This is a genomic window from Planctomycetota bacterium (assembly GCA_035384565.1).
In the GTDB taxonomy this organism is placed as follows: Bacteria; Planctomycetota; PUPC01; order DSUN01; family DSUN01; genus DAOOIT01.
In genome coordinates this window covers 35,035-54,056 of the sequence record DAOOIT010000040.1, presented here as the reverse complement: position 1 = coordinate 54,056, position 19,022 = coordinate 35,035, and the positions used below count along the sequence as shown (strand labels likewise).

Genomic DNA, 19,022 nt, shown 5'->3' with positions numbered 1-19,022 from the left:
AGGGGGCGTTTCACGCCCCTTGAATCGCCCCCCTTCGGGGGCTCCGTCGTGGGGCCGCCTCTACTACTACCCAGGGCTCCCTTTGGTCGCCCTGGGCTACGGCTCAAACGCCCCCATTCGGGGGCTAGACCCCAGCCCCCGGAAGATGTGGGCAAGGAGCAGGGCGAAACCCCGAGAAGCAGGCCGCCCCTGCGGTACCCCTGAACGGGCGTAATAGAGAGCAGAGCTTCTATCTCCTGGACTTGCGGATCCCGTTGAACCCAGGGCGTTGCCTGGGCTATCCCATGCGGGCCCTTCAGGCTCCAGAGAGAACAACCATTCCGGCCCACACCCCCGAGACGGCCTTGCAGTGGCTTTTCCTCTGTGGTAGAAGACACGTCGCGAAGTTCATCTGCTGTGCCCGAGGCCCGTGAGAGGTTAACCATGTCCTCTGCAACGATGCGGGACCGAATGCTGGCGTTGATCCAGGGGCGGCCCCACGACCGTGTGCCGTTCGTGCAATACAGCGGACTGGCGGCGCCGAATGAGGAGGTGTGGGCGCACGTGGGCCGCGGCCGCGTGGGGCTGCTCCAGTGGTGCAGCATCCATCGCGTCGAGACGCCGAACTGCCGCTTCGAGCACGAGGATTTCGAGAGGGACGGCAAGCGCTTCCGCCGCACCACGCTGCACACCCCCGCTGGCTCCCTCTTCGAGGAACGCCAGTTCGAGCCGGCCTACGGCTCCAGCTCGATCCGCCGCCACTATGTACAGGAGCCGCGCGACTACGACGTGCTGCTCGCCTACCTGCGCGACGGGATCGTGATGGACGACTACGCGGGCTACGCGAAGGTAGACGCGGCCCTGGGCGACGACGGGCTGCCGCTGGCGGCCGTCGAGCGGACGCCCTATCAGCAGCTCTGGGTGCAATGGGTGGGGTTGAGCAACCTGTCGGTCCACCTGGCCGAATGCCCCGACAAGGTTGCGGCGGTTGTTCAGCACCTCAACCAGCGCGCGCGGCTCATTTTCGAGCTGGCCCTTCGCTCGCCCGCGCCGTTCATTGACTTCCCCGACAACATCACCGCCCCCGCCATCGGCCCGGACCGCTTCCGCCGCTACTGCGTGCCCCTCTACAACGAGCTGGCCGCCATGCTCGCGGAGCGCGATGCCTACGTGTTCGTGCACATGGACGGCGACCTGAAGCCGCTGTGGGATGCGATCGGCGCCTCGGGTGTGAGAGGGATCGACTCGATGTCGCCGCCGCCCGACAACGACACGTCGGTGGCTGCGGCGCGGAAGATGTGGCCCGAGATGCGGTTGTGGATCAACTTCCCGTCGTCGTGCCATTTGCGGGGCTACAAGGGCGCCCGCAAGGTGGCCGAGCAGATACTCGAAGAGGATGGCGGCTCGGGCCTGCTCCAGATTCAGGTATCCGAGAACGTGCCGCATGACGCCTGGCGCGAGAGCTACAGAGCGATTGCGGATGCGGTGGATGCGGCCGGCCGACAGCGTGTTGTGAGGTGAGGCGGGGCAGCCACCCGTCGCCACGACAGGACCTTGGCGCTATCTCTGAGGCCCCGGCTCGGCGCGGAACGACACGGCGGGCAGACCTTCCTTGTTGATGAGGTTGTAGCGCGCCAGCGCGTGCCAGCCGAAGCGTACGAACTTCGGCTGGGCGACGAGGGGCGAGGACACCTCCACCGTGTCGGGGCCGACGATGCGGGCCTCGGCCTTGACGTAGCGTGGCCTGTTCCCCTCGAGCGTACCGTCGGATACCTCGAACCAGTTCGGCGGCTGGCCGTCGTCGGTGGCGAGGCCACTGCCCGTGTGCTTGAAGCGGACGACGATTTTGCCGTCGCGGGCCTCGTGCGAGGCGTACATGGGGCCGTAGAGCACCTTCTTGGGCTGGCCGTAGGTTTCGACAAGGGCGATCTCGGCGAGGCGCGCGGCAATTCGGGGCTTGCCCGTCGGGTGCGGGTTGCTGCCGCCGGCGATGGGCCAGCCGAGCGCCTTGTCGTCGCGTCGCTTGAAGCCGCCGTTCGTCGTGCCCTCGTAGATGTCGTTGCTCACGGCCATGCCCGTGTGCGGCACGTGGTTCATCACCCATTGCTGAGCCTCCCACACGCCGAGCATGCCGCCGGCGTAGGTGGTGGCTGCGATCTGGGCGAAGTAGAAGGGCAGGTCGGGGCGGTCCCACAGCTTCCGCCAGCTCTCGATGAGGGCCTTGAAGTCCTCGGCGTACTTGGGGTTGCGCCCATCGTCCTCGCCCTGGTACCACACGACGCCTCGCACGGCGAACGGCACCATGCCGCGCAGGCGGACCCAGTAGAGTTGGCCGTCGCTGTGGGTGATCTTGGGGATCGGCTGGTCGAGCGGCAGCTTGGCGCCGGCCTCGGGGAACGGGGTCCAGTCGCGGGCCGTCGAGCCGCCGCAGTTGGCCTGGATGAGGCCGACGGGCACTTTGAGGGTCTGATGGAGCTTGAGGCCGAAGTGGTAGGCGACCTCGCTGAAGGGCCGGCGGCCCTTGCCGGCCCCCAGAAAGTCGCCGGCTTGGAGAATCGAGGTCGGCGTGCAGACGATCCAGCCGCTCGTCTCGTCGAGTCCATCGGCGCGGGGCGTCTCGCCCGACGAATTAAACAGGCGAATCTGTGGCTGGTCTGCCGCCTTGGCCGCGGCCTCGTCCACGGGACGGCCCATGTTCGACTGCCCCGCGCAGAGCCACACCTCCCCGAGCAACACATCCTTGAGTTCCAGCGAGTTGTTGCCCTTGACGACGAGTGAGTGGGGCTGGCCATCGGCCTTCATCGCGGGGAGCGTGACGCGCCAGGCACCATCGTCGCCGGCTTTGGCCGTCGCCCTCTGGCCGTTGAACTCGACGGTCACGAGTTCTCCGGTCGTGGCGCGGCCCCAGACGGCGATGGGCATCTCCTGCTGGAGGACCATGTGGTCGGTGAAGACCTTCGGCAGCCGCACGTCGGCGCGGGCCGAGGCAACACACAGCGCGAGGGTGAAGGCGACGACGGGCGGTCGGGGCATGGCGGTCTCCTGCATCGTGTCCAATCATAGTATGGCGCGCGACGCGGTGAATCAAACCAGGGTCTTCACGGTCTGGGGATCCTGAGGCGACTGGAGAGGGGGAGGGGGTGGGCATGCCTATTCCTTGTGGACATGGCGGGTCTTTCGGGGGGGGGCCAGGCGGCTGATGAGTGCCCCCCTGCTCATGCTTGCTCAAACCCGTGGGGAGGGAGATGAGCAAGTATGGATAGATTGGCGAGAATCGGCGATTCTCGCAGCTCCGGCCATTCTCGCTCACTTGCGCGATGAGCAGGTATGGGGTGGGGGATGGGCGGCGAGCATAAGGCTTTGCCGCATATATGGTTAGGACTCAAATCAGATGACTTCGTCGGAGCGGAGGAGGGGGGCCCAGACGGCGACGTGCTCGCCGTAGCGGTCGCGGAGGGCGTCCACTGACTTGAGGAATTGATGGGTGCGGCGCCGCAGGTCGCTGTCGAAGAGGCCGAGCTGGCGCGGGTCGTCGCGGTGAAGGAGGTTGGAGACGCTGACGCCGAGGAGACGGACGGCGCGGCGGCTGTGGCGGAACCGCGAATCTCTCGAATCGAGCGAATGGGGCTGGGAAGTTCCTGATTCGCCAGATTCGCTGGATTCGCGGTGGATGTCCCGCCCCCAGATTTCGTCGAGCAGGGTGCACGCGGCGGCGAAGATGTCGCGGTCGAGGTTGATGGGGGCCTCGACAGTGCGGGCGCGGACGAAGGTTTGGAAGTTGGCGTAGCGGAGGGTGAGGGTGACGGTGCGGCCGGCGTGGCCGCCCTGGCGCATGCGGCGGCCGACCTTGGAGCAGAGGCCGAGGAGGACGGTGAGGACTCTGCGCACGTCGCGCGTGTCGTCGCTCAGTGTGTAGCTGTTGCCCACGCTCTTGGCCTCGGGCTGCTCGTCGTCGGTGAGGAGGGGGGAGCTATCCAGGCCGTTGGCGGCGTCGCGGAGCATAGGGCCGATGATGCCGAAGAGCTTCTTGAGCGCGTCGGGCGGGGTGCGGGCGAGTTGGCCAATGGTGGAGACGCCGATGCGGGCGAGCTTTTCGGCGGTGCGGGCGCCGATGCCGTAGAGCTTGGTGATGGGCAGGGGGTGGAGTTTGGCCGGGACATCCTCGTGGTTGAGGGTGAAGAGGCCATCGGGCTTGCCGAGCTTCGAGGCGGTTTTGGCGAGGAGCTTGTTGGGGCCGATGCCGACGGTGCAGGGGATGCCGAGTTCGGCGCGGATGCGGGCTTTGAGGCGGCGGCCGGTTTCGGCCGGGCCGCCGAAGAGGTGGGCCGAGCCGCTGATGTCGAGAAAGCTCTCGTCAATGCTGAAACACTCGACACGCGGGGTGAACTCGCGGCAGAGGTCGTTGATGCGGATGCAGGTGTAGACGTATTTTTCGGGGTCGCCCTCGAGGAAGACGCCGTGGGGGCACAGGCGGCGGGCGGTGGTGATGGGGGTACCGGCTCGGATGCCGTATTCGCGGGCGATGTAGTTGGCGGCGGCGACGACGCTGCGGCGCTCGGTGTTGCCGCAGACCATCACGGGCTGGTCGTCGAGCGCGCCGTAGGCGCACTGCTGCTCGACGGAGGCGAAAAAGGCGTCCATATCCACGCAGATGATCACGCGCTCGAGGGGCGTGGCGACAGGCGTCCCGCTTGTTGTTGAGCCCGCAAGCGGGACGCTTGCGGCTACGTGGGAAACAGGGGATGTCCCGGCTCCCTCGCACGTTGCGGCGCCCGCGAGGAACCGGGACTTCCCCGAGATGGCGAAGTTGTGGTCGAAGCCGAGCATGGGGTCGAGCCGCGAGCCGCGAGCTACGAGCGGCGAGCTATAAGAGGGATTGCGGATTTCCTCTTCAAGGCTTGTGGCTCGCGGCTCGCCGCCCGTGGCTCTTTCTCCTCTATCCTTCCATCTGCACCTTGAGGAGCGACCACTGCATGTTCTGCGTGTTGAGCGCGAGTTCGCAGAGCTGGTCGTCCGGGGTGACGATGGAGAAATGGTGAATGGGGTAGGCGCCCTGCCGCGTGATCCAGCGATAGGCCACGCGGGTGACGGGGTAGGTGCGCCCACCCCAGCGGAACTTCACGGGGGCCATGCGGCCCTCCTGGAACACGGTAACGACATCGATCTGGTCATTGAGGTCTTGTGTGGTAGCCATGGAGATTTGCGATTTGCAATTTGCGAATTGCGATTTCAGATTCCTCAGTGGCGGCTTGATGCCGACTTGCGTGATGCGGCCATGATGGCGGTGAGTTCGGTGGCCTCCTTGAGCAAGGGGCTCACCCGCTCGGCCTTCATCACGTTGCCTTCGATGATCAGCTCCATCCAATAAGCGCTTTCGTCAGTTTCTTCCTCCACGATGCCCAGACGGGCGATGAACTCGGCCTTCGAGCGGGCCTTGCACGCCGCCCGATAGTTCGCCCCCACCGATGTCCCAGAGCGGATAAGTTGGGCGCCAATCGCCTTACCCAGAATGTTCCTCGGTAACGCGCCAACGAGGCGGATGCGCCGCAAGGCGAAATGCTTCGCTCGCATCCTCATTTCTTCCTCTGTCATTCCGCTCTCCTTCAATCGCAAATTGGAAATCGCAAGTCGCAAATGCTCAGAGCTTTCTCAGCACCCCGACGACTTTGCCGAGGAGCTGCAATTCGGCCTGCCTGGGGGTGAGGAACAGGGGCCTGAAGGCCGGATTCTCGGGCTGGAGCCTTACGCGGCGGCCTTCGTGGAAGAAGCGCTTGACGGTGGCTTCGTCGTCGAGCAGGGCGACGACGATATCGCCGTTGTCGGCGGTGGCTTGGCGGCGGACGATGACGTGGTCGCCTTCGTAGATGCCGGCGTCGCGCATGCTGTCGCCCCGCACGCGGAGTGCGAACAGCTCGCCGCCGCCAAAGAGGGCAGGGTCGAGCGCGAGAGAATCCGCGGAGTTCTCGATGGCGAGCTGAGGCGTGCCGGCGGCGATGTCGCCGACGAGGGGAATGGCGGGGCGCGACGCGGGGGCTTGGAGCCGCGGCGCGCGCCAGACCGGGGCGGCGAGCACGATGCCACGCGAGAGGTGGCGACGGCGGCCAATGTGGCCTTTGCGCTCGAGGGCGCGCAGATAGTCGCGCACGGAGCCTGTGGAGCGGAGGCCGAAGCGTGCGCCGATCTCGCGAATGGTGGGCGGGAGGCCACGCCGGGCGGTCTCGCCGCGGATGAATTCGAGGATCGCCCGCTGCTTCGCCGTGAGGGTTTTGGCCATGATGCCTTCCTTTCTGCATCCAGGATACCACACAAATGTGTGGATGTCAAGCGCGAAAATGCATGCGATGCATGTCGGGCAGCGCCAGGGCGATACCGAAAGGCCAGGGGCTCTGCCCGGGCCGCCGCGCGTACGTGATTCGCGCGTCGCGCTTTCCGCCCCTGAGCCTTTCGGCTATAATCGGGAGGGTCATCAGCCCCGAACCTCTTGCGGGAGAGAGCGGCATGGACCTGGATGCGATCAAGGCGAAGATCGAGTTGCGGCTGGGCGATATCACCGAGGCGGAGGTGGACGCGATCATCAATGCGGCGAACAGCGATCTGATCCTGGGCGCGGGGGTGTCCGGCGCCATCGGCCGCAAGGGCGGCAAGGTGATTCAGGACGAGTGTGACAAGATCGGCATGGTGCCCGTGGGCGAGGCGGTGGTGACGTCAGCCGGCGGGCTGAAGGCGAAGTATGTGATCCACGCCGTGAGCATGGAAATCGGGCATTTCACGAGCGAGGAAAACGTGGCGCTGGCCACGCGCAGCGCGCTCCGCCGCGCCGAGGAACTGAAGCTGCGCACGGTGGCCTTCCCTGCCATTGGCACGGGGGCGGCGGCGCTGGCGCCCGAGTATTCGGCCCGCGCCATGCTGGAGACGATCGGGCGCCACCTGGCCGCGGGCTCCGGGCTGGAGCGAATCCACATCGTGCTCTTCAAGGAAGATGCGTTCGAAGCGTTCCGGGAGGCTCTCGAGCACATGGGCGAGCTGCGCCGGCCCCGCCGGCCGCGACAGGGCGAGAACTAGGTGGCGGCCGGGGAGTCGGAAGTGACCTGGAGGCCCGAGTGGTCGAAAACGAAGTCAAGGAGGCGCGCGCCGGCCTCCTTGAGGGCCTGGCGCAGGATGTGCTCGCGGTCAGGCTTGGCGATGAAAACGAGGCAGCCGCCGCCGCCGGCTCCGCAGGCCTTGCCGCCGGCCGCGCCCGACTCCGCGGCGATGGCGAAGAGCTCGTCAATGCGTTCGTTAGTGACGGAGGGGTGGAGGCGCTTCTGATTGGCCCAGTTGTCGCTCATCAGCCGGGCGAAGCCCTCGAGGTCGCCCAGGAGGAGGCGCTCCTTCATGGCTCGGGCGATGCGCTTGAGGTCGGCAATGGCGCGGGTGGTGTTGGCCTCGCCCTTGCGGAATGCCTCGGTCACGCGCTGGTGGATGTCGCCGGACAGGCGCGACTGCTCCGTGTAGCAGAGCACGAGGTGCTTCTGAAGGTCGAATTCGGTGGCGGGCGCCAGGCGGAGGGGCGCGGCGCGCACCGTCTCGCCGTGGAACTCCATGAACTGCAAGCCGCCGAGCGCGCTGGCGTACTGATCCTGTTTGCCGCCGAGGATGTGCAGTTCCTCGCGCTCGATCTCGCTGGCCAGCTCCGCCACCTCGTGGGCGAGCAGCGGGCGGGCCACGAGCTGGCTGAGCGCGCCGATGAGGGCCACGCCCATGGCCGCCGACGTGCCGAGGCCGCTGCCCGGCGGGGCGTCCGAGCGGGTGGTGATGAAGAAGCTCTCGTCCACGTTCAGGTGCCGGATGGCCGCCTTGAGCAGGTCCGCATTGCCGTCGTACTCGAGCCGGCGGATATCCGCCGCCTCGATGTAGAGGTCGAAGTCAGTCGCGTAGATCCGAATCCCGCCGCCGGAATCGGCAGCGGCCGGATCGCGACGCACGGACGCGTAGGAGTAGATGCTGATGGCCGCGTTGACGACCGCGCCGGCCGACTCGCGCGCGAAACGGGCGACATCGGTCCAGCCCCCCGCGAAATCAATGCGCACTGGCGCGCGGGCCCGCACCATGAGCATCCCCCTTGTCTGGGCGCCGCGTTAGCGCCCTTCTGGGAAGATTATACCCCGAGTGCCCTCCACTGTCTACAGGAGGTCCAGGATGAGTTCAGCCGATTCGCGGCGGGAGTTGGACGTGCGCCTCGTGGGCGAGGCCATGGTGTCGGATGACGGGCTGACCCTGCTCCGCGAGCTCTGCGAGACATATGGCAGCCGCTTCGCTGCGAGCGGCGACGAGCGCCGGGCCGGCGACTTCCTGCTCGAGCGGATGCGGGCCGTCGGCCTCAGCCGCGTGCACGCCGAGCCTTTCAGGCTGCTGGCGTGGCGGCGCGGGCGGAAGCCGACGCTCGAAGTCGTGAGCCCTGCCCGCGAGCGGCTCGACTGCATCGCCTTGCCCTACTCGCCGGCCACGCGCGGGCGGGGCATCGAGCTCGAGCTGGTAAGCGTGGGGGAGGGGATGCCCGAGGACTTTGCCCGGCTGCGCGGCGCGATCAGGGGCAAAGCCGTGCTGGCCACCAGCGAATCGCCGGGGTATTACCATCGGTGGGTGCACCGGGCCGAGAAGTACACCCGCGCCTGCGCAGCCGGCGCCAAGGCATTCCTGTTCATGAACCATTACGACGGACTCCTGGCGCCCACCGGCACGCTGCGATTCGACCGGAAGCCGGACGTGCCGGGCCTGGGCGTGTCGAAGGAGACGGGCCTCTGCCTGATGAGGCTCCTCGGCCAGGGCACCGTGCGCCTGCGCATCCAGACGCACGACGCGATGTTCCAGGGAACAAGCCGCAATATCATCGGCGAGTTTCCAGGCAACGAGCACCCCGAACAAACGATCGTGGTTGGCGGCCATTACGACGGGCACGACATCTCGCAGGCGGCCCACGACAACGGCAGCGGCGTGGCCACCGTTCTCGAAGCGGCCAGGCTTCTCGCTCCGCACCGCGCCAGGCTCCGGCGCACCGTGCGGTTCGTGTGCTTCGGGGCCGAGGAGGTCGGCCTGCGCGGCGGCCATGCCTATGTCGAGCGGCACCGCAGCGAGATGGCCCGCACGCGGCTCATGGTGAACGTGGATTGCATCGGGAGCGAACGGGGCAAGGGCTTCGACTTCCAGTGCTGGAGTGAGGCGAAGGCGCCTCTGGCGGCGATGGCCAGTGAGATGCGCCAGGAGATCGTCTTCGCGGCGCGGCCGAATCCCTACTCCGACCACTTCCCCTTCATGGTGGCCGGCGTGCCCGTGTGCATGCTGGGCAACGTGGGTGGGGCGCCCAAGGGGCGTGGCTACGGCCACACCGCCGCCGACACGCTGGACAAGGTGAGCCGCGCCGACCTGCGCGAGGCCGCGGCGCTGCTGGCCCGCAGCCTGGTACGCTTTGCCAACGACCGCGCCTGGGCGCTGCGGCACAGGAACCCCGCCGAGATCCGGCGTGCCCTGGACCGCTACGAGTTGATTGACGTGATGAAGACTGAGGGCACGCTGCCGAAGGAACTCCGCTGAGCGGCGCGCTGGCGGCTCATTCCCTGGCGTACACCGCCGCCAGCAGCACCCCCTGCTTGCGCACCTCGTAGAGGGGCTTCCGCTGCGTGAGGTAGCGCAGCGCGACGTCGTTCTTGTGCCAGCGGATCATCGCCTCGCGCGCGTTGATCACCACGAAGTCGTAGCGGCGCGCATGCTCGAGGCGCACGGCGACCAGCCGCTTCGGCTCCGGGGTGTTGAGGTAGAAGGTGTCGTAGTAGTTGGGCGCCTGCCGTCCGCCAGACGGCGGGAAAACCACCGTTTCGCCCACGGGATAGAACGCCACCGTGGCGCCCACGGGGCACCGGCGGTTCAGCCACGCGAAGAGGTCGCGGTTCACCACGTCGTGCCAGTATGTGACCTCCATCCCCAGCTTGTGGGCTCCCCACAGGCCGCCGACGAGGGCGTTGTAGTAGCTCAGCTCGCAGGGGTGAATCCACCATAGAGCGCCCGCCTGGCTCACGAAGAACGCCGCCGTCACGAACAGCGGGCGCCAGGGGCGCCCGCGCGAGTGTCCCACCAGCCAATCCCAGCAGCGGCGCCCGGCTGTGCCGGCCAGGATGGCCAGGAACGGGAAGGCAGGGAGAAACAGGCGCACGCCGTCGTACTTCGGCAGCCCGGGCAGCATGAAGACACCGATCGCCAGCCCCGCGTTGATCGCCACCAACGCCAGGAGCGGCTCGGCGCGGAACTTCCGCGCGGCTCGCACCGCGCCCAGGATCACCAGAGCCAGCACACCGATGGGGATCGTGGCGGCCGTCATCACGAGCGGGTAGTGGAAGGGCGCAAACGTGTCGCCGTAGACCCGGCCGAAGTAGAGCACTGGGATCGGCACGCGCCACGTGGGGAGCAGATAACCGCGGATGCGGGCCAGCGTGTCGTGCCACAGCCACGGCCAGCCGGCCACGAACACGGCGGGGCCGAGCAGCAGAGTCCAGACCAGCGGCTTCACGGCCCTCTTGCCGTGGAAGCCGATGCCCCAGCCCGCGTAGACCAGCGGGAGAAACACCCCGTTGATCTTCGTCAGCAACGCCAGGCCGAAGCACAGGCCCGAGAGCGCGCACGACGCGTGGGTGCCCAGGATCACGGCGCGCGCGAAGGCCACCACGGCGAGCAGCCAGGTGAGGGCCATCGGCACATCGAGGGCGGCGAAGTGCGCATGACCGAAGACGCGCGGCATGCAGGGCAGGCTCAGCGCCGCCATGAGGCCCGCCAGGCCGCCGAAGGCAGAGCCTGTGAACTTGAAAACCAGCTCGACGAGAAGGGCGAACAGCAGCGCGGTCACGAGCCGCGAGGCAAGGATTGGCGAGCCCTCGGGCAGGAGGCGTTGTGAGATGCCCATCAGCAGCTTGGCGAGCGGCGGGTGCTCGTGGTTCATCCCCCAGTGCCGCGCGATGCTCTCCGCCGAGATAGAGGGCGAAGCGAGCCACGCGGCATAGGAGGCGCCGGCGCCGATGGAGAACGGCTCGTCCCAGGCAAGCCCGGGGTCGTCTATCGTGAGGCAGGTGAGGCCCAGCGCCAGAACGAACACGAACAGCGAGGCGAGGCGCCAGCGCGCCCTGGCCTGTTCCTCACGTGTGCGGGGCACTGCCATGGGTGCTATTTCCGCAGCTCCTCGAGGGTCACCTCGGCGCCGCCTCGCTCCTTGCTCTTCTGCGCGGCGATCATGAACTCGATGATCTCCAGTGTCTCCTGCGGATCGATCGGGCACTCGCCCGTCTGGAAGAACCGTGCGATAGCCTCTACCAGCCCGTTGTAGCTGTAGCCGAGTTTCCCCGTGTCGGCCTCACCGTCGCTGCCCCACACTTTGACGAGGGGATGATAGTCCCCCTTCTTCACGCCGCGGAAGATGCCGACCCGCCCGTCGGCCCACTTGCCCGTTGTGATGTCGAGGTCGCCTTCGGCCTGGCGCGTCACCGACACGCAACCGCGCCCCATCACGGTGTAGAGGGCCTCGACCCCGTGGATGCCATACCAGAAGAGGTCGGGATGGTGCGGCTCGAGCGACAGGGGCGAACTGCCCTGGGCCCTCGTGAGCTTGCCGACGCCGGGATTCGTCCGCAGCCTGGCGACCTCGGGCTGGAACCGCACGCACGACGAGCTGAAGAACGGCACGCCGCTCTCCTTCGAGAGCTTGAGGATTTCGCGGGCGTCCTCGAGGCTCGCCGTGAACGGCTTGTCAATGAACAGCGGCTTCTTCGCCCCGAACACGGGGCGTGCCTGAGCCAGGTGCGGTCGCCCATCCACGCTCTCGATCAGCACTGCATCCACCTTCGCGCACAGGGCCTCGATCGTGTCCACGATCTCGACGTTGTGCTTCTTCTGGAGGTCCTCGGCGTACTCCTTCACACGGTTCCAACTCGACGGCACGTCGGGGCTGCCGCCGGGGAACGCGGCAACCACCTTCACCCGCCACTCGGGGTGGCTGTGCAGAATGCCCACGAAGGCCGGCACGTGCGACGTGTCGGTGCCGATGATCCCGGCCCTGATATCCTTCTTCGCCCACTCGGGCGGCGGCGCGGCCGCCCACGTTGGCCTGCACGCCAGCAGCACAGCCGTACACACAGTCCAGAGCGTCGCCCATCGCATGGTCGGCCTCCTCATCGAAGAGTGGCGAGAGATCCTCACTGCCGACAGACTATCCGTCCGCTCAAGCGTTGTCAATCGAGCTTGGCAATCGGAGCGCTCCGGGCTATAATTGTGGCATTCGGTTCCCTCGGATGTCGGAGAACAGGCTTGGACACGGAACGGCAGAAGCAGATCCTCGATGTCTGGAAGAGGCGTTTCGGAGATGCCCGCGGTATCCTGTGGTCGCGGGCCCCCGGGCGAGTCAACCTCATCGGGGAGCACACCGACTACAATCAAGGCTACGTCTTCCCGATCGCCATAGACCGGGACATCGTGGTGGCCTTCCGCCCGAACGGCACGGGGATGGTGAACCTCCACGCGCTGAACCTGCACGACGATGCGAGCTTCGCGCTGGTGGATCCGAAGGCCGACCCCGCCCACCCGTGGATGGTGTACCCGATGGGCATCGCACGCATCCTGGGCGAGAAGGGCGTGGCGGTGCCGGGGCTGAACGTGGTGTTCCACGGCACGGTGCCGACGGGGGGCGGCCTTTCGTCGTCGGCGGCGCTCACGGTGGCCTTCGGCCTGGCCTACAGCCACGCCGCGGGCGCGCCGGTGGACCGCCGCGAGCTGGCCCTGATGTGCCAGCAGACGGAGCACCGCTTCTGCGGCGTGCGCTGCGGCATCATGGACCAGTTCGTATCGCTGCACGCGCAGCGCGGCAAGGCCGTGTTCCTCGACTGCCGCGACCTGCGCCACGAGCTGGTGCCGTGCGAGTTCCCCGATGCGCGGTTCATCATCTGCGACACGCGGGTGAAACACGAACTGGCCTCCACCGAGTACAACATCCGCCGCGAGCAGTGCGAGGAGGCGGCCGCCGTGCTCGCCGAGTTCCTGCCGGGCGTGAAGAGCCTGCGCGACGTGAACATCCAGCAGTTCAAGGCCTATCAGCACAGGGTCCCGTCGCCCATGCGCGAGCGCGCGCGCCACGTGATCACCGAGAACCACCGCGTGCTGGCCGCGCGCCAGGCGATGCTCGAGGGCGACGCCCTGCGGCTCGGCATCCTGATGGATGCGTCGCATGACAGCCTCGACGCAGACTACCAGGTGACCTCGGACGAACTGAACCTGCTGGTGAGCCTGGCACGCGACTGCAAGGGGGTGTTTGGCTCGCGCATGACAGGCGGCGGCTTCGGCGGCTGCACGGTCACGCTGGTAGCCGCCGGGCGTGTCGAGGAGTTCTGCGAGCGGGTCAGCCGGGGCTACCGCGAGCGCACGGGCATCGAGCCGCACGTCTACGTGGTTCAGCCCGAGCAAGGGGCTGAGATCCTCGCGCCGTGACCGCCTCACATGGCAAGAGAGACGCGGATGCTCAAGGAACTGATCTCGAAGCTGGTCTCGCGCGAAGCGCTCTCGGCGGCGCAGGCCGAGGCGGCGATGGACGAGATCATGTCCGGCGGGGCGACGGAGGCGCAGATCGCCGCCTTCGCCGTGGCGTTGCGCATGAAGGGCGAAACGGTGGACGAGATCGCGGGCTGCGCCCGCGCGATGCGCGCCAAGGCCACCCGCATCCAGGCGCCCCGAGCCGACCTGCTCGACACCTGCGGCACCGGCGGCGATGCGATCGGCACGTTCAACATCTCCACTGCGGCCGCCCTGGTGGCGGCCGGGGCAGGATGCTGCGTCGCCAAGCACGGCAATCGCGGAGTCTCGAGTTCCTGCGGCAGCGCCGATGTGCTTCGCGAACTCGGCGTGAAGATTGACGCCCCCGTGGCGGCCGTCGAACGGTCGCTGCGGGATGCGGGCATCGGTTTCCTCTTCGCCCCCGCGCTGCATGGCGCGATGAAACACGCCATCGGCCCGCGCCGCGAGATTGGCATCCGCACCGTGTTCAACATCCTCGGGCCGCTCACGAACCCGGCAGGAGCCCGCCACCAGCTCCTCGGCGTCTACGAAGCGCGGCTGGTCAAGGTCATGGCGGCCGTACTGGCCAGCCTGGGTTGCGTACATTGCCTCGTTGTCCACGGCGACGATGGCTTGGACGAACTGACCACCACCACGACGACCCAGGCATGCGAGGTGAGGAATGGGCGGTTACTGCCGTTCACAATCCGGCCCGAAGACGCAGGGCTCCCGCGGGCGCAGTTGGACGACCTGAGGGTGTCCAGTGCGGCGGAGAGTGCCTCGGTCATCCGCGGCGTCCTCGGCGGGCGCCGCGGCCCGGCGCGGGACATCGTGGTGCTGAACGCGGCCGCCGCTCTCCTGGCGGCAGAGAGAGCCGACGATCTGCGCCAGGGCTGCCTGCGGGCCGCGGCGGCCATTGATGCCGGGGCGGCCGCCCGCGCGCTCGACCGGCTCATCGCGATCACCAACGCCCAATGAGATTCAGTTCCCAGGCGCGGATGTCCTGGCGGCGAGCAGTGCGTCAATGGCCCGTTCCATCTGGCTCACCGTGGCGGCACTGCTCCGATAGACGATCGTGTGGTCGGGCCCCGCAATGATGGTGACGGGGATGGCGCTGACGCTGTAGAGGGCCGCGGCGGCTCCGCGCGGGTCCAGCAGAACGGGGTACGTGGCTCCGTGGCGCTGGAGGTGCGCCTGGACCGTTCGGGGATCCTCGCGCAGGTCAATGCCGAAGACCGAGACCGAGCCCTTGGGGTACCGCGCGGCAATCTCATTGAGGTGCGCGATCTGCTTGGTGCACGGCACGCACCAGGTGGCCCCGAACTCGAAGACGGCGACTCTCCCCCGTGCCATCTCCAGAAGGCTCGTCTTGCGCCCATCGAGCGTGTAGAGAGCGACGTCCAGCAGCTTGTCCCCCCTGCCGGGCCTCTCGGAAGGCATGCTGCAGCCCACTGCGACGAAGGCCAGAATCGCGGTGGCGAGGTGCCGAACGAGTGCCGTCATGCCTGTCTCCTCAGAATCCATCTCAGAATCCGCGCGGGCTGCTTTGCCGGCGTCGGCAAGGAGGCTAGATTATAACAATTGGCAGTGCCGTTCGGCAAGGAGGCCTCGGCCGGTTACCAGACGAGCGTGCTTTGCGCGCCGAGGCGTGGCGGCTGCGCGAGCGCCTCATCGAGTTCCCGGATGGAGCGGACGGGCGTGGCGCCCATGGCCTCCGCGACGGCGTTCGCGGCGGCGCTGAGCGCGGGGGCGCGGAAGCGCACGACGAAGCCCCTGCGCCCCAGGGCGAGTGCATGGCGGAGCGTGCCGATGGAGCCCCCGCGCTCGCGAGCCTCGACCACCAGAACTGCGTCACTGAGCGCCGCGATCAGGCGGTTGCGCGCCAGGGCGGCCGCGGTGCACCAGGGGGCTTCGGGATGACACTCCGAGACGGCGGCCGCCCGGCCCCAGACCGCCTCGCCCTCAGGCTGCCGCGCATGGGAGCGCACCCGGAGGATTCCCGTGGGCAGGACGAGGATCGTGGGCTTGCGCGCCGCAAAGGCGGCGCGATGCGCCGCGGCATCAATGCCGCGCGCGGCGCCCGAGACGATGGCCCAGCCGCGGGCCGCAAGGTGGGCGGCGATGGCACGCGCGATCTCCGCCCCGTGGTGGGAGGGTTCCGTCGTGCCCACGATGCCGAACGTGCGCATGCTGTCACGCGGCAGCCGGCCCCGGACGTAGAGCAGGGGAGGCGGGCTGGAGAGGTTGTGGAGTCGCAGGGGATACTCGGGCTCGTCGCGCCGCACAGCACTGACCCCCTCAGCGAGGAGGCGGCGGGCGATCGCCTCGTGGTGTGTGCGCTGGCCTGCCTGTTCGAGGACGCCCCGAAGCACGAGCGCAGGCACCTTCGGCACCGCGAGCAGTTCCTTCGGAGGGGCGTCGAGCACTGCGCCAGGGGTTCCGAAGCGTGCGAGGAGGCGAGCCAGCGAGGCCGCGCCCATGCCAGGCACCGCGTGAAGGGCGATCCAGGAGGCAAGCTCCTGGGCGGTCATGCCATGTGCCTGGGCGGGGGGATACGGGGGCATTGCCCGAAGGTCCCGTGGAGGCTGCGGGGAAGCGGCGAGCTAACGCCTGATGAATGTGACTCGCCGGAAGATCCTGTCGTCGAAGTGAAAGAGCGCTCCTTCGCATTCGGCCAGTTCCCCGCCCAGGTCGCCGAGTGTCCACTCGGGCACCGCCGCCAGCACGGCGGCCTCGATGCTGCCCCCGTGCGAGACCGCGAGGGCGTTCCGGTTCGGCGGCAGTTGCTCGATAAGCGAGCATAGCTTTGCGAAGAACGCGGCGCCGAACGCCTCGAGCATCAGGTGCGTGGCGGGGATAGCGAAGTAGGCCTCCAGCAAGGTGCAACTGCTGCGCTCGCGGAGCATGGCCGCGTGGCGGTCATGCGCGCCCAGCGCCGCCGGCAATGTACTGAACTCAGGCACGATCTGGTATTCCCGGAAGCCGAAGGCTTCCAGAGTCTCGACGGCACGGCGCTTGGGGCTGGAGTAGATGGCCGCGTAGTTCCCCACGAGGGTGGCCGTCGCCTTCCGGGCAGCCTCCACCCCCTGGGGCGAGAGGCAGTCGCCCTCCCCGCGCAGGCTGTGGCGGCGGACTTCGAAGATCTGGGCCATGCGCGCCTCCCGGGGTACCTACTCCTCGCCCCTTGCTGGCTCGCGGATCGGCTCATTGCGGCGGGATGCGGGCAGCGGACGCCTGAAGAACAGCCAGTCGTTGGACGCCGTCACGAGCTGCCAGCCGTCCCTGGCCAGGCGGTTGGCCACCGTCTCGCTGCGAGCGCGCAGGCACTGGTACTCCCAAACCGTCGCTGGATCGAACGTCAGGTTGAGCGGCTTGAGCAGCTCGGCCTGTTGCTTTGCCAGGGCTGTCAACTCGGCCAGGCGGGCATCAAGCGACTTGGCGGCTGCGGTGGCCTGAGCCACCTCGTCGCGGATGCCCTTGGGATCGGCTACGGCCTGGCGCAACGCCGCCATCTCGGCCCGCAGCGATGCCAGTTCGCGCTGAATGGGGCTCAAGTCAATCGTGGCGACGATGGTGGATTGCGCATTCTGCACGGCCTCCTGCGCACGGGGGGCCCCGCCTGGGAGGGCGAGGAGGAAGGCCAGCACGGCGACAGCGAGAACGGCGAGGGCGACAGGCTTCATCGGGCTGCTCCTTTGCGGCCGAGGCGGGGATGGCGGGCAACGCCTTGCGGATTATACCCTGCCGCGCAGAGGGAGTCAACGTTCCGAGGATGACGACGGCACCCTGGACGCGCAAGCACGGGCGATGACAGGCGCCGGTGACGCCTCCGCGTCCGCAAGGGGGCCTCGTTCCGAGGCTTGCATACAGAACTGTGCGGGCTTATAATAGGTTTCTAAGCGCCAGGCCGGAGGGGGCGGTCCGTGTAGCGACAGCCCGCCGCTCGAGATGCGAGGTGTACAATGGCTGGAACATCGAGCCCGCTGACCACAGACCTGCCCGAGGGTGGCCGGCTGACAATCAGTGAGGTGGTTCTGGCGGAGATCGCGTTCGCTGAGGCCATGCGGACGCCGGGTGTCGTCACGGGAAGAGAGGGAATCCTCTCGGGAGTGCTTCGGCGCCGCAGGCCCAGGGGGATAGCTGTCGAAGCGTCTGAGGGCGAGGTGGCCTTCCGCATCTCGGTGGGGGTGCGCGAGGGGGTATCCATTCCTGAGACGGCAACGACACTCCGAGAGCGCGTGGCCGCGGCGGTGACCGCGAAGACCGGCTACCGTGTGCGCGCGGTGAACGTGAGGGTGGACCACGTTCGGCTCGACTCCGATTCCTGAGCGGCAACCGAGATTCGGGGGAACGATGATGCCCGAGGACGCAGGCGTGGCGCCAAGCGGGGTCCTTCGACAGGATCTCGGGACGCTGGAAGTGACTGAGGACGTCTTTCGCGACCTGGTTCGCAAGGTGGCAAGAGACGTCCCCGGCGTGGCCGGTCTGGGACGGCCCTCAGGCTTGTTTCGCCGAAGTTCAGTGGCCGATGCTGTGCAGGTCGAGCGCGGTGAGGGCGAGGTGGCATTCTCTATCGCCCTCACCGTCTGCTACGACGTCCGAATCCCCGAACTCGTCGAGGAACTGCGGGCTCGGGTGAAGGCCACCGTGGAGAACATCACCGGCTACCGGGTGCGAGCCATCCACATCACCGTCGAGCACATTCTGCCGCCCGAGGAGGGGCCACGCAAGCCGCCCGATGGCACGGTCGTGCCTCCTCCGCTTCCCGGCCAGGAATAGGATGACCCCACGGGAATGGTTGTTCTCGCCATAGAGACATCGAGCCGGCTCGGAAGCGTGGCGCTCTGGCGCGACGGCGGCCTGGTGGGGGAGCGGGCACTGCCTCAGAGCATGAACCATGGGGCACTTCTCTTCACCGAGGCGCAACAACTGCACGCTGAGGCGGGTGTGCCGGCTTCGGCGCTGGACCTTGTGGCTGTGAGCCTGGGGCCCGGCTCGTACACAGGGTTGCGGATCGGCCTGACGGCGGCAAGGACCGCTGCCTTCGTCTTGCAGAGGCCGCTGCTCGGGGTGCCGAGCCTCGATGTTCTGGCGGAGAATGCGCCGGCCGACGCCGCCCGTGTGGCGGTGCTGCTCGACGCCAAGCGGGGCCAGGTGTACGCGTGCGGCTACGAGCGCCGCGGCGGCCGCCTGGAACGCGTGACGCCGTACCACGTGGCCTGGCCTGAGGCGCTGGAGTTTCGCGAGGGGACCCTTGTGCTCGGTGACGCGATCCTCTTGTATCCCGGCGAGCTGACGAGGCCAGGCGTCGCCCTGGCGGCTCCTGACCTGTGGGTGCCGCGGGCCGGGGTTCTTGCCCAGATGGCTGCGCAGCAATTCGCCGCAGGGGAGCGGCAGGAACTGCACGCGGTCGAGATCATCTACCTCAGGCGGCCCGAGGCCGAAGAGGTCTGGGAGCGGCGGCACCGCAAGCTGTGAGCAGC

General features: G+C 67.9%; 20 protein-coding genes. 8 read left to right on the top strand and 12 right to left on the bottom strand.

Going from position 1 to position 19,022, the window contains the following annotated elements:
- Window positions 1-450: 450 nt before the first annotated feature.
- Complete coding sequence (locus tag PLE19_15290) at window positions 451-1,500, top strand: uroporphyrinogen decarboxylase family protein (protein HPD16316.1); 1,050 nt, start codon at window positions 451-453, stop codon at window positions 1,498-1,500.
- A gap of 39 nt (window positions 1,501-1,539) precedes the next feature.
- On the opposite strand, the gene PLE19_15285 is transcribed toward PLE19_15290, so the two are convergent.
- The 5 genes from PLE19_15285 to lexA form a co-directional block, all read right to left on the bottom strand.
- Window positions 1,540-3,012 carry a sialate O-acetylesterase gene (locus PLE19_15285; GenBank protein ID HPD16315.1) on the bottom strand — a complete coding sequence of 491 codons (1,473 nt, stop codon included), beginning with the start codon at window positions 3,010-3,012 and terminating at the stop codon, window positions 1,540-1,542.
- Between the two features lie 354 nt (window positions 3,013-3,366).
- Complete coding sequence (locus PLE19_15280; protein ID HPD16314.1) at window positions 3,367-4,638, bottom strand: DNA polymerase IV; 1,272 nt, start codon at window positions 4,636-4,638, stop codon at window positions 3,367-3,369.
- Window positions 4,639-4,915: 277 nt separating this feature from the next.
- Window positions 4,916-5,110 (bottom strand): hypothetical protein, encoded by a 195-nt coding sequence (locus tag PLE19_15275; GenBank protein HPD16313.1) that lies wholly within the window; start codon window positions 5,108-5,110, stop codon window positions 4,916-4,918.
- Window positions 5,111-5,217: 107 nt separating this feature from the next.
- The gene (locus tag PLE19_15270; GenBank protein ID HPD16312.1) at window positions 5,218-5,571 is read right to left on the bottom strand and encodes a four helix bundle protein; all 354 of its coding nucleotides are present in this window, start codon (window positions 5,569-5,571) and stop codon (window positions 5,218-5,220) included.
- Window positions 5,572-5,617: 46 nt separating this feature from the next.
- On the bottom strand, window positions 5,618-6,253 hold the full coding sequence (gene lexA / locus PLE19_15265; protein ID HPD16311.1) for a transcriptional repressor LexA: 636 nt from the start codon (window positions 6,251-6,253) through the stop codon (window positions 5,618-5,620).
- Window positions 6,254-6,477: 224 nt separating this feature from the next.
- Between lexA and PLE19_15260 the strand changes: the two genes are divergently transcribed.
- Window positions 6,478-7,041, top strand: a complete 564-nt coding sequence (locus tag PLE19_15260) for a macro domain-containing protein (GenBank protein ID HPD16310.1) — start codon at window positions 6,478-6,480, stop codon at window positions 7,039-7,041.
- Here PLE19_15260 and PLE19_15255 read toward each other — a convergent pair.
- Window positions 7,038-8,069: a GHMP kinase gene (locus PLE19_15255; protein HPD16309.1), complete on the bottom strand. Its 1,032-nt coding sequence runs from the start codon at window positions 8,067-8,069 to the stop codon at window positions 7,038-7,040. The genes PLE19_15260 and PLE19_15255 overlap by 4 nt on opposite strands.
- A gap of 88 nt (window positions 8,070-8,157) precedes the next feature.
- Between PLE19_15255 and PLE19_15250 the strand changes: the two genes are divergently transcribed.
- Window positions 8,158-9,549 (top strand): M20/M25/M40 family metallo-hydrolase, encoded by a 1,392-nt coding sequence (locus tag PLE19_15250; protein HPD16308.1) that lies wholly within the window; start codon window positions 8,158-8,160, stop codon window positions 9,547-9,549.
- Window positions 9,550-9,565: 16 nt separating this feature from the next.
- On the opposite strand, the gene PLE19_15245 is transcribed toward PLE19_15250, so the two are convergent.
- Window positions 9,566-11,161: a glycosyltransferase family 39 protein gene (locus tag PLE19_15245; GenBank protein HPD16307.1), complete on the bottom strand. Its 1,596-nt coding sequence runs from the start codon at window positions 11,159-11,161 to the stop codon at window positions 9,566-9,568.
- A 5-nt stretch (window positions 11,162-11,166) separates the two neighbouring features.
- A complete protein-coding gene (locus PLE19_15240) occupies window positions 11,167-12,156 on the bottom strand; it encodes a Gfo/Idh/MocA family oxidoreductase (GenBank protein ID HPD16306.1) in 990 nt (329 codons plus the stop codon).
- A 147-nt stretch (window positions 12,157-12,303) separates the two neighbouring features.
- Here PLE19_15240 and galK point away from each other — a divergent pair, with 147 nt between their 5' ends.
- On the top strand, window positions 12,304-13,476 hold the full coding sequence (galK, locus tag PLE19_15235; protein ID HPD16305.1) for a galactokinase: 1,173 nt from the start codon (window positions 12,304-12,306) through the stop codon (window positions 13,474-13,476).
- 27 nt (window positions 13,477-13,503) lie between these two features.
- Window positions 13,504-14,517: an anthranilate phosphoribosyltransferase gene (trpD, locus tag PLE19_15230; GenBank protein ID HPD16304.1), complete on the top strand. Its 1,014-nt coding sequence runs from the start codon at window positions 13,504-13,506 to the stop codon at window positions 14,515-14,517.
- A gap of 3 nt (window positions 14,518-14,520) precedes the next feature.
- On the opposite strand, the gene PLE19_15225 is transcribed toward trpD, so the two are convergent.
- The 4 genes from PLE19_15225 to PLE19_15210 form a co-directional block, all read right to left on the bottom strand.
- Window positions 14,521-15,042, bottom strand: coding sequence for a TlpA disulfide reductase family protein (locus PLE19_15225; GenBank protein ID HPD16303.1), 522 nt, complete (start codon window positions 15,040-15,042; stop codon window positions 14,521-14,523).
- A 113-nt stretch (window positions 15,043-15,155) separates the two neighbouring features.
- Entirely contained in the window at window positions 15,156-16,070 is a 915-nt protein-coding gene (locus tag PLE19_15220) for a DNA-processing protein DprA (protein ID HPD16302.1), read from the bottom strand.
- Window positions 16,071-16,142: 72 nt separating this feature from the next.
- Window positions 16,143-16,691 (bottom strand): histidine phosphatase family protein, encoded by a 549-nt coding sequence (locus PLE19_15215; protein ID HPD16301.1) that lies wholly within the window; start codon window positions 16,689-16,691, stop codon window positions 16,143-16,145.
- Window positions 16,692-16,709: 18 nt separating this feature from the next.
- On the bottom strand, window positions 16,710-17,222 hold the full coding sequence (locus PLE19_15210; protein ID HPD16300.1) for a hypothetical protein: 513 nt from the start codon (window positions 17,220-17,222) through the stop codon (window positions 16,710-16,712).
- A gap of 279 nt (window positions 17,223-17,501) precedes the next feature.
- Between PLE19_15210 and PLE19_15205 the strand changes: the two genes are divergently transcribed.
- From PLE19_15205 to tsaB, 3 genes are read left to right on the top strand one after another with little or no spacing between them, the layout of a single operon-like run.
- Window positions 17,502-17,867 carry an Asp23/Gls24 family envelope stress response protein gene (locus tag PLE19_15205; protein HPD16299.1) on the top strand — a complete coding sequence of 122 codons (366 nt, stop codon included), beginning with the start codon at window positions 17,502-17,504 and terminating at the stop codon, window positions 17,865-17,867.
- A gap of 28 nt (window positions 17,868-17,895) precedes the next feature.
- Window positions 17,896-18,318, top strand: coding sequence for an Asp23/Gls24 family envelope stress response protein (locus tag PLE19_15200; GenBank protein ID HPD16298.1), 423 nt, complete (start codon window positions 17,896-17,898; stop codon window positions 18,316-18,318).
- A gap of 15 nt (window positions 18,319-18,333) precedes the next feature.
- On the top strand, window positions 18,334-19,017 hold the full coding sequence (gene tsaB / locus PLE19_15195; GenBank protein HPD16297.1) for a tRNA (adenosine(37)-N6)-threonylcarbamoyltransferase complex dimerization subunit type 1 TsaB: 684 nt from the start codon (window positions 18,334-18,336) through the stop codon (window positions 19,015-19,017).
- The last annotated feature ends 5 nt before the right edge of the window (window positions 19,018-19,022 follow it).